The 16724-nt window shown below is 60.8% G+C and carries 17 protein-coding genes and 1 pseudogene; 5 read left to right on the top strand and 13 right to left on the bottom strand.

Translation table 11 applies throughout. The features are described from left to right. Positions 1-589: 589 nt before the first annotated feature. Positions 590-877, bottom strand: coding sequence for a hypothetical protein (locus MRBLMD1_RS04335; RefSeq protein WP_364397724.1), 288 nt, complete (start codon positions 875-877; stop codon positions 590-592). Between the two features lie 26 nt (positions 878-903). On the opposite strand from MRBLMD1_RS04335, the gene MRBLMD1_RS04330 reads away from it, so the two are divergent. Beyond that, complete coding sequence (locus tag MRBLMD1_RS04330; protein WP_364397722.1) at positions 904-1311, top strand: hypothetical protein; 408 nt, start codon at positions 904-906, stop codon at positions 1309-1311. Positions 1312-1589: 278 nt separating this feature from the next. Here MRBLMD1_RS04330 and MRBLMD1_RS04325 read toward each other — a convergent pair whose 3' ends face one another. The 5 genes from MRBLMD1_RS04325 to MRBLMD1_RS04305 all read right to left on the bottom strand — a co-directional run bounded on the left by MRBLMD1_RS04325 (position 1590) and on the right by MRBLMD1_RS04305 (position 8038). Beyond that, entirely contained in the window at positions 1590-2039 is a 450-nt protein-coding gene (locus MRBLMD1_RS04325) for a hypothetical protein (protein WP_364397720.1), read from the bottom strand. Beyond that, positions 2036-3400 (bottom strand): hypothetical protein, encoded by a 1365-nt coding sequence (locus MRBLMD1_RS04320; RefSeq protein ID WP_364397718.1) that lies wholly within the window; start codon positions 3398-3400, stop codon positions 2036-2038. The genes MRBLMD1_RS04325 and MRBLMD1_RS04320 overlap by 4 nt, the downstream gene beginning before the upstream one ends. Before the next feature lie 2019 nt (positions 3401-5419). Continuing rightward, the gene (locus tag MRBLMD1_RS04315) at positions 5420-5584 is read right to left on the bottom strand and encodes a hypothetical protein (protein ID WP_364397717.1); all 165 of its coding nucleotides are present in this window, start codon (positions 5582-5584) and stop codon (positions 5420-5422) included. After that, positions 5572-5811, bottom strand: a complete 240-nt coding sequence (locus MRBLMD1_RS04310; protein WP_364397715.1) for a hypothetical protein — start codon at positions 5809-5811, stop codon at positions 5572-5574. Before MRBLMD1_RS04310 ends, MRBLMD1_RS04315 begins: the two co-directional genes overlap by 13 nt. A 1048-nt stretch (positions 5812-6859) precedes the next feature. Then, positions 6860-8038, bottom strand: a complete 1179-nt coding sequence (locus tag MRBLMD1_RS04305; RefSeq protein ID WP_364397713.1) for an HNH endonuclease — start codon at positions 8036-8038, stop codon at positions 6860-6862. Between the two features lie 95 nt (positions 8039-8133). Here MRBLMD1_RS04305 and MRBLMD1_RS04300 point away from each other — a divergent pair, with 95 nt between their 5' ends. Continuing rightward, entirely contained in the window at positions 8134-8451 is a 318-nt protein-coding gene (locus MRBLMD1_RS04300; protein WP_364397711.1) for a helix-turn-helix domain-containing protein, read from the top strand. A gap of 564 nt (positions 8452-9015) precedes the next feature. Here MRBLMD1_RS04300 and MRBLMD1_RS04295 read toward each other — a convergent pair. The 4 genes from MRBLMD1_RS04295 to MRBLMD1_RS04280 all read right to left on the bottom strand — a co-directional run bounded on the left by MRBLMD1_RS04295 (position 9016) and on the right by MRBLMD1_RS04280 (position 11334). Next, positions 9016-9363 (bottom strand): hypothetical protein, encoded by a 348-nt coding sequence (locus tag MRBLMD1_RS04295; RefSeq protein WP_364397709.1) that lies wholly within the window; start codon positions 9361-9363, stop codon positions 9016-9018. A 290-nt stretch (positions 9364-9653) separates the two neighbouring features. Continuing rightward, entirely contained in the window at positions 9654-10253 is a 600-nt protein-coding gene (locus MRBLMD1_RS04290) for a recombinase family protein (RefSeq protein ID WP_364398020.1), read from the bottom strand. Positions 10254-10311: 58 nt separating this feature from the next. Then, on the bottom strand, positions 10312-10596 hold the full coding sequence (locus tag MRBLMD1_RS04285) for a hypothetical protein (protein ID WP_364397707.1): 285 nt from the start codon (positions 10594-10596) through the stop codon (positions 10312-10314). A gap of 159 nt (positions 10597-10755) precedes the next feature. Then, a complete protein-coding gene (locus MRBLMD1_RS04280; RefSeq protein ID WP_364397705.1) occupies positions 10756-11334 on the bottom strand; it encodes a helicase associated domain-containing protein in 579 nt (192 codons plus the stop codon). Positions 11335-12290: 956 nt separating this feature from the next. Between MRBLMD1_RS04280 and MRBLMD1_RS04275 the strand changes: the two are divergent. Next, positions 12291-12628: pseudogene (locus tag MRBLMD1_RS04275) on the top strand (transposase); the annotation flags it as partial. A gap of 85 nt (positions 12629-12713) precedes the next feature. Here the strand turns inward: MRBLMD1_RS04275 and MRBLMD1_RS04270 are convergent. From MRBLMD1_RS04270 to MRBLMD1_RS04260, 3 genes are all read right to left on the bottom strand, one after another. Next, on the bottom strand, positions 12714-13001 hold the full coding sequence (locus MRBLMD1_RS04270) for a winged helix-turn-helix transcriptional regulator (RefSeq protein WP_364397703.1): 288 nt from the start codon (positions 12999-13001) through the stop codon (positions 12714-12716). After that, positions 12998-13402, bottom strand: a complete 405-nt coding sequence (locus MRBLMD1_RS04265; RefSeq protein WP_364397701.1) for a VOC family protein — start codon at positions 13400-13402, stop codon at positions 12998-13000. Before MRBLMD1_RS04265 ends, MRBLMD1_RS04270 begins: the two co-directional genes overlap by 4 nt. A gap of 468 nt (positions 13403-13870) precedes the next feature. After that, positions 13871-14077 (bottom strand): hypothetical protein, encoded by a 207-nt coding sequence (locus MRBLMD1_RS04260; RefSeq protein ID WP_364397699.1) that lies wholly within the window; start codon positions 14075-14077, stop codon positions 13871-13873. A gap of 335 nt (positions 14078-14412) precedes the next feature. Here MRBLMD1_RS04260 and MRBLMD1_RS04255 point away from each other — a divergent pair, with 335 nt between their 5' ends. Both MRBLMD1_RS04255 and MRBLMD1_RS04250 read left to right on the top strand, forming a co-directional pair. After that, positions 14413-15345: an ABC transporter ATP-binding protein gene (locus tag MRBLMD1_RS04255; protein WP_364397697.1), complete on the top strand. Its 933-nt coding sequence runs from the start codon at positions 14413-14415 to the stop codon at positions 15343-15345. After that, a complete protein-coding gene (locus tag MRBLMD1_RS04250; RefSeq protein WP_364397695.1) occupies positions 15345-16583 on the top strand; it encodes an ABC transporter permease in 1239 nt (412 codons plus the stop codon). Before MRBLMD1_RS04255 ends, MRBLMD1_RS04250 begins: the two co-directional genes overlap by 1 nt. Positions 16584-16724 lie beyond the last annotated feature (141 nt).

Below are 16724 nucleotides of genomic sequence, written 5' to 3'. Positions count from 1 at the left end.
CCCGATTCCTTGGCGGCGTGAGGCGGCAGCGGCGGCGCTTGTGGCTTTGGAGAGGGAGCAGGGGCAACTCGCGCTCCCCTCGGTCGTTGCGTTGTCGCCACGGCAAGCTCCGCCTCGCGCCGCTCCGGTGCCTCTACGTCCCGATGCGCGCTATTCAGCCAGCCGGTGAATTTCTTCAGCATCCCCATGAGGGCAGCGTAGCAGCGTGACCGACGCGCGAAGTGCTTCTAGCAACAGTAAGCACCCTCGTGTGTTTTCTAGGAGGTCCCTCACCGTCATAGCCACTTCAGGACGATCACGATCACGTCGGCCATGACGTATACGAGGGGCACCGTGGCGGCGACAATAGCGGTATCGAAAGAGTCCCCGACGGGACGGTATCGACGGTGCTTTTTGGCCCTAGAGCTACTCTTTCCTGGCGCTCCCCGGTCCCGGCAGTATCGCGTCGCCGCACGCCACTGGCCTTAGTTTTGCTGTGCACTGTCGACAACCTTTGTTATGAAGTTCACCATGTACTGAACCGCATCCGCCAGAGTGTCGGCAGTGGCTGTGTCGAGCGGCTCCCAAATGGCAATGTCTTCTTTTGACACTAGGCAATCCTCGGATTCCAGTTACGCACGAAAGAACCATCGGCGAAGACGGTAGTCTCACCGATGCCGTCAGCTTCCGGTACAACCGGTAAACAGTAAGCGGCCTCCGGGACTTGGAAGAGGTTCTCGCCTTCGAAGTTTTCCTCTGCCGACCAATTGTTCAACATGGAACGATGGAAGCTGCCCTGTAACAAAAGGCCGCTCTCGGCGCTCGCAGGCATTGATTCCCAAGCCGTGAGAGGGCTTTTTACTTTTCCGAGATAGGCTGCGGAAACGACTTGATTCAATTGGGGGAAACATGCAAAAAATGGCCGTGAGCGCTACCGCTCTTTCGCTCATTGCTTCTCTGTCTGGCTGTGGCGGTGCCGCCGAAAGCACCGGCCCCGCCGCCACAGCCAGTACGGCACCTGCTCCGACGCCTACTGTCACAAAGACGGTCACCGTCACGCCAACTCCAACCCCGACACCCGTCAAGACGAGCGGCTCCTACAAGGCAGACCTCGCCGCCCTCGGCGTGGTTCCGGACAATGTCCAGAGCTTCGCTGACTATATGACGAAGGAAATTTGCGACCAGACCGGGGACAATCTCGGCGTCTCCGTTAGGTCCATCGGCGGCAACTCCACCGGAGGCGGCGCCAACGGCGTCCGGCTTACCGTTGCCTACTTCTGTCCCAACAAGTTGCAGGAAGTCGAGTCCTATCTGGCCTACTTCAAGAAGTAACCCAACCGCATCAGCGGAAGAAGCCCCTCCCTCACATCGCAGTAGAGGGAGGGGCTTCTGTATGCTCTGCGGCTACTTATTAGGGCAATTCCGCTTGTCGTGGCCGTGGTAGTGACACACACTGCATTCCCCGGCAAATTGAGATACGGAGCACGACCTCCTGTCGTGGCCCGAAACCCCACACCATGAACAGCTCCGGCTACCCGGCATTGCTTCCCCTTTTACTCAACCTACAACTCCTGAAAAGCCCTATGGGGCCGCAAACAACAAGCGACTACTTATGCTGACTGGGATTCGATTTCGCCCCAACTCAGTGCGTGCGCCAACAAGAGACCGCGCAGTCGCCGTTGTTCTTTTTTGTCCACGTGCTGAAAATCAACAAAGCAGTGCCCAGGCGCCCGCATCTCACCCGTAGGTACAGGACATCCGCTGTCGTCCACGGCACGGAGAGATGCTTTGACTACTTCATCTACCGTCACCTTGAACACGCCCATTGACGAAGACCTGGCATTCTGGTTGTGCCAAGCACGGCTTTCCTGAGGCGTGACTTTTGTGGATCGCGAGTACGACGCCTTGCCCTTGTCCGCGTCGCTCGGCCCGAAAGCAGCGGCCCGAGGGCGCCCTACATTCTCGTCCCAGTGATGTGCGGGAATTTGGCGGTACAAGTCTTCCTGTTCATCCTCAAGTAACTCAATTTCACAAGACTCAAGCTCTACAAAATCGGTCACGAAAGAGCCTCCCCCACTCGCGCAATCACTTCTGACAGGTCTTCGGTATCGAATTCGGTGGCATCCCCGGAAGCCACATCAAGATGAAACAAGAAAAAATCGGGCTCCGGCGAGATTTCGAGCGTCACGACTCGCTGAGGAGAACTCCATTCAACTATCACTCCACCGTCTTCCCCGGGGTATACGCCCGGCGCGATCTCGCTCTTCTGTGTGGCTCGCAGCACTTCGCGGGCAGCATCGATCGCCGTGAACGAGATAAGCGGGCTCTTTTCCAGTTCCGGATGCCAGCTCTGTCCAAGGCTGGCCAGTTCCACGATTCTTCTCGACCAGGGCTCAGTCTCAATTTCGAGAAGTTCAACCTCATCCACAGTGAGAATCTGCTTGAGTTGATCCCCCAGCCAGCTCATTCGACCAGTAATACGAATCAGAGGAGCTTGAGCACTCGATTCGAGGACCTTTTTCAGATCCTCCAGCCTCTCGGCGTCCTTATAGCGTCCGTGCACCAGATCAAACAGCAGGGTCTTGATCTTGAAGTTCTTGGCATCTGCATTGAGTGCGATTAGGCGCCCAGCGACGGTCGAGGTGTACTTACTTCTTTCGAGCACCTCTTCCGCAGGCTCCTCGAGGTCAAGGGCAACCTGCTCGAAGATGGGACGAAAGACCCTGGGTGCAGTCTCAGATGTGATGCGTACTTCTTCGTGACTCTCGGTACCACTGAGAACCAACGAGTCTTCCTCGCGGAGGCTCGAACCGAAGTCACGGAAGGCGTCGAGTGAGGCGAGACTAAACAGAAGGCGTTGCTTCGACTGGGCAGATCTTTCCCTCTTACCACCTAATTCCGCGTCCGGTTCCTCAGGAGATTCCGTCGCCTCTGAACTAACGTCACCAAGCCCGATGCCGTCGTCGGCTTCACCTTCATTCTCGGCGATTGGCGCCTCTTCGTCCGACGCCTCGTCTTGCTCCGTGTCCGCAAGGACAACGCCGAAGTTCCGATTAATTATGTCCGCAAAAAGCGCTTCAACCTCGACACGGCCTGCATCGTAAAAACTATCGTAAGCAGACCGCGCTTTTTCCATCAATGGAACGGCACTGCCGTCCTCAATTTCTGTCACGGCTAAATCAAATGCACTGGAAAAGTCAGCCGGGACTTCTTCCCCAGGATTGGCTTCACGCCATGCCTGCTTAGCTGCCTCCAGAATCAATTCCCTGTATCGCTGCAATTCGACTAGCGCGTCGACCGGCAGTCTTCCCCCATTGAATCGTGCACCATCCAGCTTGAAGCTGGCGAAAAGGCCAGTTTCGTTGTCTGCTGGGTCTGCGTCGATTCCATCTGCGCCAATGGCGCCTTCGTCATCGTTCACGTGCTCAACATACAGGAGGGGTCTGTCAGAAGCGGCAAGCCATAGCCAAACCGTCACTAATTGTTACCCGCGGAAAACAATGCCGTGACCATTGCACACGCTCCACCGCAACGAGGAGGCTGTCGACGTACTCCAGCAGCGGCGCAAGCTTCCTGCGTGCGGAGAACTCCTACAAGGCCAGGACCAACTGCTTGCCACCCATGTCTCCCAGAGAATTGTCGAAAATTCTCTCCGACAGTTCACCCTTGCCCTCCGACCGACTCGCGCTGAAGCCCTGTGGGGCTCTGCCCTCGCGCCGACGGGCCGTGCCCTCAGTTCGGAAATATCGGGAAGCTGCATCCTCTGATAAGGCAGCCGAGGGGGAACGCTCAAGCCGAGTGCGGCAGTGTGACACCCGCAGATTCGCCTCTGCTCGAATCGTTCAGCAACCTGAGGGTCCTCCCCCCGCTGCAACTCCTGTTCGCTTGACGCGAACATTTTCACGCTTTTCAAGAAATCTGGGGGGCACGGACACTAATGGATGGCATGACCCGTTGCTTGCCAGTCCTCCAGTCCTCTCCCCATCCATGCACGGAGGGCTGCGGTGATGGGACGGCTCTCCAGCCAGCCGCCCCACCACCGCCACCCCCTGATGATGCACGGCGCCGTCAGGCGCTGCCGTGCCGATGAACGCGGTGAAGTCTGCGGGTCCGGTCAGGATCAGGGCAGCGCAACACTACCGAGTTCCCTCGACAAGGTGGAGGCATTCTGGGAAGGCCTAAGACCCAGAGGAATTGCCTCGTCAAGGACTGCAGGACTCCTGCCGTCAGCCGCAACATGTGCCCACGCCATTACAAGCAATGGGACCGCAAGTACGGCCATCTCCGCTGCCACTGGACTGGGTGCAAGGAGCATCAGGATGGCGGAGGACGCCGCATGAACGGCAAGTTCTACTGCCGGCTGCACGAGGTCGAGCACCTTCGCCAGACTCCGGAAGCAGAGCGCTTGAACTTGCTTCGCCTCGGCCTAAATCTCACGGCAAATGACAACGGATGCTGGCTTTGGTACGTCAACAACAACACCGGCAATTACGGCACATTCGTTCCCGAAGGTGCCAACGTCGCTAAGTGGCTGACCCACCGAGTCCTCTGGGACCTCCTTATTGGAGGCCATAAGCCTGGGATGGAGCTCGACCACAGGACCTGCAAACAACCTGCGTGCGCCAACCCACTGCACCTTGAACCCGTTACAAGGAGCACCAATCAGCGCCGGAAGCGCCAAGGACCTGAACGTCTTTGGCGCAATCCCGAGGCCTTGGCTTCACCGAAAGTTCTCACATTCGCGGCGACCTTCGGTCTGCCGCTCAAGGCACGGTTGTCGCCAGTAGCCCCTCCCCGCGCCGTCACGCGAAGGCCACCACGGCCTATCAAAACAGCTACTGAAACTACAACAGAAAGGAAGGCATGGCCGCCCACGACCCGGAAAGCCTCGTTCAGGCACAGGAATGGGAGCGCACGAAGCGTCACTATTTGAAATTAGGCCTCTGCGGCATGTGCGCAGCCCAGTCAGCGTGGGGTCACCAGAATGGATTCTCAAATTGCCGCCCGCCCTGCGCGGCCTGTGACGGTGTAGTAGCCCACTTTCCCACTATCGAGGTTGGTCCCTGGCGGAGCTTCGGGCGGCGCCTGGGAAGGGGAACCGCCCGGGCACGCTAGCAGGCGCTGCGTCAGGATCTATGCGTGGAGACAGGCGGCAAGGGTCCCATTCACCCGGGCGACTCTAAACCACGCGAAATCCGCTCGTGATGCGACATCCGATAGGCAGGTTGCTCCTCCAGGGAGCGACCTGCCTATCTTTCTTGGGCCTTCTGCCCTCAGAACAAGACCGGAATTGTTGTTATCCTCAAACTTTGTCCTGACAAAGTTCTTTAACCCGTACGGCACCATGAGCGCTATGACGGCCGGGCAGCCGCGTCTGTGGGTCGGGGTCTACCCCCAGGGGGTAAGCGAGGCCTCCGTCGTAAGGCGATCAATCATGGGCTTAGCGTCTTGGTGTTCGGTCGATCCCGAAGAGCTTCCCGGGCGGGAACCGGTCCGGGTATTTCGCTCGGTTCTCCCGGTCCCACTTGCGTACCAGCACGACCAGCAGGATCAGAAGTGCGACGCCTGCGACGATCACCACAGTCCAGGCTGTCATAGGGTCCATGTCCCCTCCTCTTCCATAATGGCCTTGTCCGGTGCGGCCTTCCGCTTGGCTTTCAGCACGTGCCATGCGACGACGGTGATAAGTGCTGAAGCTGCGAAAGCGTTACTGAGCGTGCTCGTCATATTGCCGCTGAAAAGGGCGGTCGTCCATACTGCGATGACGGCCCAGTAGACAACCTTGAGCGAGGTCACCATGCGGTCAGTTGTTGAGTGCTGCACGGGATTCATCGCCCCATTCCTGGTCTCAAGGCAAATTTTATCCCTGGTCCCGGCACCTGGAACAGGTGCATCTCGGCAGCCGCTCGTCCCCGCCAGCTCCGGCCTGGCAGCCTGATTGAAGTACCGATTGTTGTAGTTATAACAGTCATAACCAAGGAAAGCCGCCCACGTCCTCGTGAGACCGCTATGCTCCAAGCCATGCTCTTAAGCCCACCCCACGGGTCAGCGGAACGGGGCACTGGCGCAGGGCCTGGCGGACATCCTCCAAGTGCCCGCAAGAGACCGTGTGCTCGAAATTTTCGACAACGCCTGGGCAGGTTCGGGCGGAAGCCTCACCTGATCTCTAGGGTGTCTCCAGGGATCACTGGCGGGAGTCGCAGCGAGTTCTGGCGAGTAACGAAGGAGATGCTCGAGCAGTGCGGGGTCGGTCGATTACGGCAATCGGGAGCACAAGAGGCGGAGGTGAGCTCACGACGAGCCAAGGGCGCTTAAGACGCGGGTGACCTCCGTGCGCATCCGCATACCGACAAGAGACGCAGGTGCCCCAGGCGAATTTTCATTCCCCGTGTACCCAGTAGTTGGGGCGCATGGCCTTGGCTTGTTCCTGCGCCAGCTTTGCTCACGCCAGAGCGCGTAGGGTGGAAACCAAGTGCGACTATCTGGAAGGATGGAAACGTGAGGCAGCCCCGTCAGCCCCGTCAGCCGCGCCCCCCGCGGGAGCCCCGGGTGAAGGAGACTAATCGACTTACGCCCTGCCCCACCTGCGGGGCCCCGGTAGGCGAAGTCTGTTTCCGCGTCGAGACCGGCAAGGAGCTGGGCAAGACCCACCGCACAATCGCAAGGGACGCCGCCCGGCGCGAGGGCAGGTCCTCGTAAGAGCCCGTGCAGCTGATCGGATGGCGGGACGGGCCTTGCCTGCGCCAGGGCCGATTGGCAATTGATTTTTGGGCCCGTGAGGTCGTTGCGCGGTCGCTGATGGCCTCTTATAACCGGAAGTTCGACCGCCATGCCGTCGCGCAGGCGCACGTCAATACTTTCACAATCGCGGCTGGTCGTATTATTCACGCCACGTGATGTTGTCACGAATGTTGGTTATAACCGTCTTGGTAACGCCGTACTCCCGGGCCAAATGATTGATGGTTCCGCGTGGCCCCGGAAGTTGAGCACGGATGGCCCGGGCCTTTTCTTGGGTCAGCTTCGCGTGGGCATGTTTCTCCCCGCGCGGCACGGTGCCGTGCCGGAGCCTGTCCTGTCCAATGTTTTCCAGGGGTGTGGCCCAGCGAAGATTGTCGGGCCTGTTATCTGAAGGGTTCCCGTTGCGGTGCGCGGCATGCATTCCGGGAGCAGCAGGTGGGCCATTCCACGCCTCACAGACCAGGACATGAACGTCGCGAGGGTTGTTCTTGCCGCAGGAAACAGTGGCATAGCCGCGAGGGTCGATGTAGGGCTTCAGGATTATCCCTGTTCGCCCCCGAACTCGCCCCAACGAACTGACCCAATACCCCTCGTATAGCGTCCGGCGCCATTCTTCCCCGTCGATTTCATCATCAGGGTGGACATTGTGGGTGATCTCAGCAGCCCTGGCCCGACGGGCCTCCGCCTTGGACTCTTGTTCCAATCGTTCCAGAACGAAAGAGGAGGGTGGGGTTGTTGGTTTTGTCCTCACCTTTCCCCCCGCGAGCAAGCGAATGTATTGCGGTGTGCAGTCATACACTTGGGCAATCTTTTCGTAACTAACCCTGCGCTCGATCAAGGTGCGCATGGCGGCTACTTCGGCATCATTGAACCGCGCATGCGGGTTATTGAACCCACGCGAAGTGTTGTAGCGGCCTTGAGCCTTTCTGTCTGCCATATTCTCGGCATGCGTGCCCACGCGCAGATGCGTGATTTCCACGCAAAGGCGCGACTCGCATGATTCCGAGTGCAGCACGAACTGATCGGGCGATAGAACCTCTCCATACTCCAGTAGCCACGCAGCCCGATGGGCGGCCATCGTCCTGCCGCCCAGCACGAATTTTCCATACCCGCGATTGGTCCGTCCTGCAGTCCAGAGCAGACACCCGCCCGCGGACCTTGAAGTCTTGGCATAGAACCGCGCACGATCCGATCCGCGCGGATCTCCCGCTTCACCCGCGATGCGTAAGGGGAACGCCGTGCCGTCTTCCGGGGCGGCTTCCGATCTGCTGTCGGGAACGGGAGCAGAAGTTGTGATGCCTGCCGGCTCTTCGGCGACCATTTCATCTACCCTTCGACGAGTGAGCGGGGAATGAAATCCCTGCATGTATCACTAGTAGAGCAGACAAGACTGACAAACTTCGTTGGCATGGATGTATGCCCACTCGCCCGTACCAGTCTTCCGAGGAGCAAACGCTCCGCTGGGCGGAACGCAGGGCCGTGGTCGGAGCAAGAATTCGTGAGCTTCGCCTACAAGAGGGACTGTCTCAAGAGTCGCTGGCGTTGGAGTCCGGCCTCAGCCGCAACATGATCATTGGTATCGAGTGGGGGCGGAAGAGCGTCGCCTACGAGCGCCTCTGGGACATTGCCGCCGTATTGGGGTGCGATGTGAGAGACCTTTTTTCCCCAGCAGACCATCGGGCCAGGTCCGCTCCGTACCGAGGCGGACGCAAAGGCATGCAGCGAACGGTGTAGGCAGCGGGTCCTAAGGCCCCCGCTCCCGGAGCGATGTCACGTATTAGGGGAGCACCCGACCGCCCCTCCCCTAATAATGCACGCCCCCATCCATTCCCTTTGTGCCTTGGCTGCAGCGCGCTAGACGGGGAGTCTTCGCCCCCAATGCGCCGGAACTGTGCCTGGATTTATTGGACATGGGTCCCGGGCCCCATAAGGGTGCAGACAGCACCCTCAACGCGGCATCTCCCGGCAGAATTCATCGAACCTTATCTCCTCGTCGGTGCAATCCCCGGGGCCCGGCAATGCAACTTGCCGTGAGGCCCTGGGACGCCCTCGAGAGGCGACCACGCGTGGACCCAGGCGCGACATTCCATGTGGTGCCGCGAAGCCCAAACCACACAATTCTCCGCATGCCCGTCTCGTCAGACTTCGCACCCCATTGGAGCGTATAGAAACACATGGTTTACGAGGCACATCTGTTGGACATTCTCGCGAGGGGCCAATTTTCAAATCCGTAGGCCAAGCCTTCCGCTACGCCCTTCAGACTCGAGAAATCGCAGTGAAGTGCTCAAGCCCGGGGGGCTAAAGGGCGGAGGCTTCTGTGGACCGCTCTTGGCTCTGGCTCTGACTCGAAAAAGACATGAGCGGTTGTTTGTCGCATGCGCCGCACCTTCGCCGCGTGCCTACGCTGGCCTCGTTGACGACCAGGATCCGCCTCGGGTTCGTGTCCCATAGCTCCCCCACCTGACTGCACCACGCCGGATGGAACATCACGCCGGTCCTCGTAGCGTAGACCTGCCCGGGGCCGATCAGGGGGGCGTTGTCGGCCGGGTGGTGCCCTCGGCCCGGCTCCTCCTGCACGAGGACACCCATCTCATTGGCGCGCTTGTAGGCGAGGGTCACGCTCTTCTTCGTCCGCTTCTTCGACATGGCCCCCATACTAGAGGAAGCTGTCCGGCTCGGAGTGCTGGATGACCGTGGCGCACCGCGGCGTACCTGCCGTGCGGAATGGGACTGGCGCCGGTCACGTGGGGGCTTATCGGCGTGGCGGTTCTGAATAGCTTTGGTGTTCGCGGCGCGCATGTCGTTTTCACAAGTCGGCTGCACAAGCGCCCGCGGAATTCCGGGCTTGTGAAGCCGAGTATGGAAATTGAAATGTCAGAAGTGCCCTGCACGAGACTGCACTCTGCTCAATAGTCCTCTGCACCAAGCTGCCGGACCTACTTCTTTGGCGCCTGTGGCTCTCCTGTTGCCGGGACCCATCGGTAGAGGGTGGGTACGGAGACTCCTAGGGTGTCGGCGACCTCCCGGGGCGGTGTTCCTTGTTTGAGGAGTTTGCGGGCTGAGCGGATCTTGGCATCTGTCATGATGCGTTTGCGGCCGCCGACCCGTCCTTGTTGGCGGGCGGCCTGTAGGCCGGCCTGGGTCCGTTCGACCATGAGTTCCCGTTCCATCTGGGCCAGGGAAGCCATGACGTTGAAAAAGAAGCGTCCGGAGGCCGTTGTGGTGTCGATGGCATCGGTGAGGCTGACGAATCCGACGCCGCGGTCGCTTAGTCCGCCGGCGAAGTCCAGGAGGTCTTTCACGCTCCGGCCTAGGCGGTCCAGCTTCCACACCACCAGAGTGTCACCGTGGCGCAGGTTGTCCAGAGCCTGGTCGAGACCTGGGCGTTGGGACTTGGTGCCGCTGATGGTGTCTTTGTAGATCTTGTCGCATCCGGCCCTGTTCAGGGCTTCGACCTGCAGGTCCAGGTTCTGGTCCCGAGTGGAGACCCGGGCTGTGACTTTTGGCGCTAAACGGCGGTCTTTTCGCGGCGCTATTTGTCGCCTGGGCGGCGTTGCCGTGCTCTTTGGATGCGCAGTAGGAAGGGGTGAGGCTTTATTCGTTTCCCCTGGGCTGGGTTGCATCGAAGAACCACAGGTTGTCGCTGATGTGGGCTGCGCCCACGCCAGTACCTTTTTCGCGGATGAAGTCGAGATCTTCACTGGAGAGGATCATCTGACCGTGCTCATCGACTTCGAACTGGCCATCGGAATTGTTCTGGATCCGGGTAGTGATGGTATTCGGCACGAGCGCGCATGCTGGGTTGTCGAGAAGCCAGTTGCGTGTCTCTGAATCAAGTCGGTCCCACTCCTCTTTGAGGGTCATCTCCTTCAGCCCCATCCTCACTATTCCCGTTGAACTCGAATCCTCAAGCCGAGGGATTCCGCTTACAGTACGTCCGGGGTCCAAGAAAATACAGTGCCCCCTCGGCGAAGCCGAAAATTCGGGCAGGCATCCGGCGATGGCCCTGACTGTGGTGCGCTGGGGGTCTGGCATGCCCTACCCTGCCGAGCGACTGCTTTTGGGAGCGTCAATTCTGTGTGACCTGCCTGCCCGCCAGCCGCCGAGCTGCGCATCCAGCTTGCGTTCGTGTTCCTTGGTGAGAGTTCCGTTGCGGAAGCGTATTCGCTGCCCGTGCAGCCACGCCCCCAGCACCCGTTCTTCTTCGCTGGAGGCTTTCTGGAGCAGGGGCCAGTCGTTACCTTCCTGCCGGTATTGAACCAGTTCGGCCAGACGGCGGTCCCAACGGGCCGCGTTCTCCTCCGCCCGGGTCGGCTGCTTGTCCCAGCCGGGAATGGCGGCGAGGCCCTCACGGTATGCCGGGGAGAGCGTGCCGCGGGCGGCTGCCCTCGATCTCGAAAGGAGCCACGAAGCCAAGGCACGTTCACGCGGCATGCACCCGCCGCTGGATGGGAGCCGGCCCTCCCGTTCGTAGAAGCTGATGGTGTCGGCCATGTTCTTCAGCCCACCTGCTGTCGGCCGGGTGGCAGCACCCCTGGCTGCCTTGTGCTCGGCTTTGATGTCAGGTTCAGTCCGGGCTGCGATGGCCAGATGGTAGCGGACAGTGCTGTCCGCCACGCCCTCAATAGAAGCGATCTTCGATGTTGGAATGCCATTTCGGTACATCGTCACCCACTCCGCGTTGGGTGCTTTGCGTACGTTCCTTTGCGCGGGGAAGGGATGAGCTTGAGCGCCCTGTTCCTGACTCATTGCTCCCTCGGCTAATCGTTGCGGTCCAGCCGCTGGTGCGTACCAGCTCTCGCTTTTGCGAAATAGTATGCCTCGACAAATAGCCAGCCACGGAGTTGCGATCCTGAATGTCCATTCGTTGTTCTTGTGATTGCTTTGTATCATTTCCGTCGAAGGCCCGCGGTTCCCCCCAACCTGCGGGCCTTCTCCATAGGCTGGGATGTCCGTCCTGCTGGCTGATCATCCAAGATTGTGGACCTGGTGGAGAAATCTTGAGGCAACCTTGAGGTGCAGAAGCGAACATGGATCGGCCCCGTGAAGCAGACGCGGCGCTGGGCCCTGTGAGCCGACTTCTGTAGCAGCGCGGGAGTCGGGCCGAAGCCTGGATAGTGCGCCGTGGACGAGCAATAACGCCGCGACGCTGCGGCGCACTACTGAGCTCACACCGACTTCAGGGCGACTTCACGGCCCAGTTGCTCACCCCTCGCCCGGTAGACCACAGCTGTCGCGCCCTGCCCGATCAATGATCCGGTACCGTCCAGCAACCATAGGATCCGGCGATCCAGAGAGTAAATCCTCGGACACTGCCACTCCCACTTCCTGTAGACGATGAAACCCCGTCGGCCATAACCTGCGCCTCGGCGGCATTGGTCTCGGCCAATCGGCAGGCCGGATCTCCACCTGTTCAACTAAGCAGGGGCGCCCAGGTCAGGGGCTATTGCCGCCCGGTGGGGGCGATTATGCGGGGGCTGTTGTGGGGCGGGTTTGCCGGTGCAGGATCAGTGCGGTGGCGGCGAGGAGGACGGCGAGGCCCTGGGCTAGGGCGGTGAGGGTTTTGTCGAGAAATGTTGGAGATGGTAGGCGCCGGCGCCGTTTCAGTCGCTGCTGTCCTGACGGCTTGGTCGCATCCAGGAAGGGTTCGCAGTGAAGCTGCCTTCGCATCACTGGCCGGGGTGAATCCCTTACCTGCCTCAAGCGGTAACACCGTCAGGCACAGGCTCAACCGGGGCGGTGATAGACGCCTGAACGGGCCTTGCAAACCATCACCATGACCCGAATGGTCCACGATCCCGAAACACGGGACTACGTCGCCAAACGCACCCAGGAAGGCCGCAGCTACCGCGAGATCCGCAGATCCCTCAAGCGCTACCTTGCCCGAGCCCTCTACCGTCAGCTCAACACCCGTTTCGGCTCAACCAGGATCAGGCCGCCCAAGTGTTGCAGGGGCAGAGCCCAGGCAGCGCTTCCGAGCACAACGCGATTCCGCGCTACGCCTGGACCTCATCGCTGCCCCAGCGTCCTAGCGCGACGATCGCCTCACGCAAGGCAAGCCCGCGATCGGTCAGCACATAGGCCCGGGTGTTATGCCGGAGGGGCAGACGGGACAGTACCCCGGCCACCTCAAGCTCGCGCAGGCGGGTCGCGAGAATGTTTGTGGGCACTCCCAGATCGCGCTGCAGATCGCCATAACGCTGCGGTCCGTCGAGCAGCCGCTCCACGATGAGTAAGGCCCACCGTGCTCCCACGATTGCGAGGGCCGCGGCGAGGTCGCTCACTCGGTCGGATCGGCGTCCGGTTTCATGCAAAACGGCGAGTAGTGGTAGCCGTCAGGGTCGTCGAACTGGCGCTGGTACATGAAGGGGTAGTCGTCGGTGTCACCGATCCGCCCGCCGGCGGCGCCGGCACGTTCGACGAGCTCATCGACGGCCTCAGGGCTGCCGAGATCGAATGAGACCGTGACCTTCGAGGGCGTATCGGGTCCGCCGACCAGCTCCTCGGAGCCGCCGACGCTCGCATACATCTCGCGGCTGCCGAGCATGACGTACTGCTCGGGCGCGATCGCGAAGCATGACACGTTGTGATCGGACATTTCCGGGTTGAGGGTCCAGCCCAGGGCGGTATAGAAGGTGGTCGCGCGTTCGACGCTCTCGACCGGGCAGGTGATGAAAAGGCTCATGCGGCTCATACTTGCAAAATGCAAGTGCTCCGTCAAGACTCGGCCGCGATTCACGCCTTGTGGGCTTGCAGGAGCCCATTCAGGAGAGGCAGGGTACTGGGGACCAGACCTGCTTTTCGGCGGCGTTTAATGGGGGCTCTTTGGTGTCAGCGCCAGCGAGGAGAGTGTTTGCGGGCTGCTGCGCGGCAGCTCCGCGTGTTGTCTCTGGGCACCGTTCCCTGCTGCTGCTGGCGACGCCACTGTTCATGGAACTGCAGTCGGATTTCGCTGTCGGGTACCTGGCGGCTGCGACACGACGGTGCCGGTCCTGTGGCTTGAGTAACAGCACATTCGTGGCAGGCGGGTTGGGCCTGACGAACCAACACCGGCTGCGGCGGGGTTTTGACGGAAAGATTCTTTGGATGCATTGAGGGGCGCACCCTGGCTGAACTGGTCAGGCAAGGGGCGCCCCTCGTGGAGAGCCGAAAACTATTCGGCGAGTTTTGCTACTGACTGTGCCCAGACGAAGAACTTGTTGGTTCCGAGGTCTTTGACGGTCTTGATATTCAGGGCTTCCTTCAGCTTCTGGGCGTCTCCTTCGGAGAGGCCCTTTAGCGCTTCGACGGGAGCCTTGGCGAGCTCGTCGATTCCCTTGTCGAGGTATTCCTTGTCGAACTTCGCATTGATTCCAGCCATTGCGTCCTCCTGGTGCTAGGTGGTCCTGACCCATGCCGTAGTGGCATAGGCCACATTCAACCACGCGCACGGGCCTCTGCACCGCGAGTTGCAGTGGGCGCGTTGGGGCCGGCGGCAGGGTGGCATCCAGTCTCAGAGATGCCGCCGGCCGCCGGCCCTACCCCCATATACGGGTCCTGCCCCCAACAAGCGGGACCCTTGGCACCACGGTAGGTCCCGTACCCAAACGGCTGCCTAGGAACCGCACAAGGTTGGCTCAAGACCCGCTGGTTCTGCTGGTTATGTCGATCCGCAGGCGCCGTGTCAGGCCTGACGGTGGACGATAGGCTGGCACCATGACGTTGGGGGACGCGGCGGAGCCGCTTGTGCACATTCAGGACTTCCGGATGGACTTCGGGGACACTACGGTCATTAAGGACCTGTCCTTCGACGTGCAGGCGGGGGAGACCTTCGGGTTCCTGGGCAGTAACGGTTCGGGGAAGACAACCACGCTGCGGGCGCTGCTGGGCATTTACAAGCCCACCGCCGGGACACTGCATATCGGCGGTAAAGTCTTCGAACCCCGCGACGGGGCACGTCTGGGCTATCTGCCGGAGGAGCGCGGCCTGTATAAGAAGGAAGCCGTCCTGGACGTGATGGTCTACTTCGGCCGGCTCAAGGGCTTGTCCAAGGCCGCGGCCCGGACCTGGTCAGAGAATTACCTGGAGCGGGTAGGCATCCCGGAGAAGGCCAAGACCCGTCTGGACAAGCTCTCCGGCGGCCAGCAGCAGAAAGTCCAGCTTGGGGTGACCATCATGAACGACCCGGAGCTGCTCATCCTGGACGAGCCGACCAAAGGCTTTGACCCGGTGAACCGGCGCCTGCTGATGGACATCATCGAAGAGCACAAGCGGGCAGGGGCGACCGTCATCATGGTCACCCACCAGATGGAAGAGGTCGAACGGCTCTGTGACCGGGTCATCCTGCTCAAGGACGGCGTCTCCCGCGCCTACGGCACAGTCGAGGAAGTCCAGGAAGAGTTCGGCGGGACCGTCTACCGGGTCGGTTACGACGGCGTCCTGCCCGCCTCGGACCTGTACGAGATCATCTCCGCGATTGAGGGCCGGGCCGAGCTGGCACCAGGCCAGGGGGCATCCGAGGAGAAAGTCTTGCGGGAGCTCGTCGAGGCTGGGGTCAGTCTCCGGTCCTTCACCCCGGCACGGATCTCCCTGGAGGAAATCTTCATCAAGGTCTACGGCGAACAGCACGAACTGGCGGAGGCAAAGTAATGGCACTGAAGCAGCACAACCTCGGCACCGTGGTCGCCTTCGAATTCAGCCGGACCATCAAAAAGAAGGGCTTCGCCATCGCAACCTTGGCGATCCCCCTCCTGCTCATCCTGGTCTTCGCCCTGGTCTTTGCCTCCAACGCGAGCAGCAAGGACAGCGCGGACGCCCAGAAGAACGCCCAGTTCTCCTTCACATACAACGACGCCTCGGGCATCATCTTGGGCCCGGGCGCCAAGGCCGCCGGCGGGACGTACACGGACAACCCGGAGGCCGCGATCGCCGCAGTGCGGGACGGCAGCAGCGCGGCCTACTTCCAGTTCCCAGCGGACCCGACCAAGGAACCAGTGAAGGTCTACGGGGCTGACAAGGGCATGTTCGAGAACGGCAAGTACGAGGCCGTGGCGAAGCAGCTGCTGCAGGCCTCCGCCCAGTATGCGGTCGGCTCACCCCAGCTAACGGCCGCCCTGACAGGAAAGGTCCAGTTAGACTCCCAGACGTTCAAGGACGGCCAGCCCGCGGCCGGCATCGGGGGTGTGATCCCGCCCCTGCTGTTCCTGGTCATCTTCTACATCTCGATGATCCTGCTCTCGAACCTGATGCTGAACTCGACCCTGGAGGAGAAGGAAAACCGGGTTACCGAGATGATCCTGACGACCCTGAACCCCACCACCCTGATTACCGGCAAGATCATCTCCCTGTTCATGGTCGGACTTGTCCAGATCGGGGTGTTCCTGGCCCCGGTCGGGCTCGCGTACTTGTTCTTCCGTGATCGGTTGGCCCTGCCGGAGATGGACCTGTCCTCCCTGGTCTTCGAGCCCGGGCCCATGATTACCGGCGCCTTGCTGCTGCTGGGTGGATTCACTGTCTTCACCGGTGTGCTCGTGGCCATCGGGGCGATCATGCCGACCGCCAAGGAGGCCGGGACCATCTTCGGCCCGCTGATGGCCATGATGTTCATCCCCTTCTACACATTCAGCCTCGTCATCTCCAACCCGGGCGCGCTCATCGTGCAGATCTTCACCTACTTCCCGCTGACTGCCCCGGTCACTGCCCTGCTGCGCAACGGGTTCGGCACCCTGAACCCGGGGGAGGCCATCATTGTCATCGTCGAACTGTTCGTCGTCGGGATCCTAATCCTGCGCCTGGCGGTCCACCTGTTCCGCTACGGGTCCATTGAATACGGCCGGAAGCTTTCCATCGCCGGGACGTTCCGGCGCAGCGAACTGACCGCCAAATGACCACCGGCACCCTCGCAGAGCGGGGGTGAACAGGAACTGGTCGACAGAAAGCATGGGTGAATCGGCCATGGCAGAAATTGATCGGCATCCTGGTAAAGAGTCAGACCCCCGTCAGCAGAGCTCCGGGTGGGAAACTGTGGG

Origin of the sequence: Pseudarthrobacter sp. LMD1-1-1.1 (assembly GCF_040676255.1) — a bacterium.
Lineage (GTDB): Bacteria > Actinomycetota > Actinomycetes > Actinomycetales > Micrococcaceae > Arthrobacter.
The sequence above is the reverse complement of the archived record's forward strand: the minus strand, read 5'-3'. Positions and strand labels throughout refer to the sequence as shown.

What these genes read in the sequence shown, in the direction of transcription:
- MRBLMD1_RS04315 (WP_364397717.1), bottom strand. Translation starts at nt 5,584, where the DNA reads ATGGACCCTATGACAGCCTGGACTGTGGTGATCGTCGCAGGCGTCGCA.
- MRBLMD1_RS04300 (WP_364397711.1), top strand. Translation starts at nt 8,134, where the DNA reads ATGCCCACTCGCCCGTACCAGTCTTCCGAGGAGCAAACGCTCCGCTGG.
- MRBLMD1_RS04250 (WP_364397695.1), top strand. Translation starts at nt 15,345, where the DNA reads ATGGCACTGAAGCAGCACAACCTCGGCACCGTGGTCGCCTTCGAATTC.
- MRBLMD1_RS04255 (WP_364397697.1), top strand. Translation starts at nt 14,413, where the DNA reads ATGACGTTGGGGGACGCGGCGGAGCCGCTTGTGCACATTCAGGACTTC.
- MRBLMD1_RS04260 (WP_364397699.1), bottom strand. Translation starts at nt 14,077, where the DNA reads ATGGCTGGAATCAATGCGAAGTTCGACAAGGAATACCTCGACAAGGGA.
- MRBLMD1_RS04295 (WP_364397709.1), bottom strand. Translation starts at nt 9,363, where the DNA reads ATGTCGAAGAAGCGGACGAAGAAGAGCGTGACCCTCGCCTACAAGCGC.
- MRBLMD1_RS04305 (WP_364397713.1), bottom strand. Translation starts at nt 8,038, where the DNA reads ATGGTCGCCGAAGAGCCGGCAGGCATCACAACTTCTGCTCCCGTTCCC.
- MRBLMD1_RS04310 (WP_364397715.1), bottom strand. Translation starts at nt 5,811, where the DNA reads ATGAATCCCGTGCAGCACTCAACAACTGACCGCATGGTGACCTCGCTC.
- MRBLMD1_RS04285 (WP_364397707.1), bottom strand. Translation starts at nt 10,596, where the DNA reads ATGGGGCTGAAGGAGATGACCCTCAAAGAGGAGTGGGACCGACTTGAT.
- MRBLMD1_RS04265 (WP_364397701.1), bottom strand. Translation starts at nt 13,402, where the DNA reads ATGAGCCTTTTCATCACCTGCCCGGTCGAGAGCGTCGAACGCGCGACC.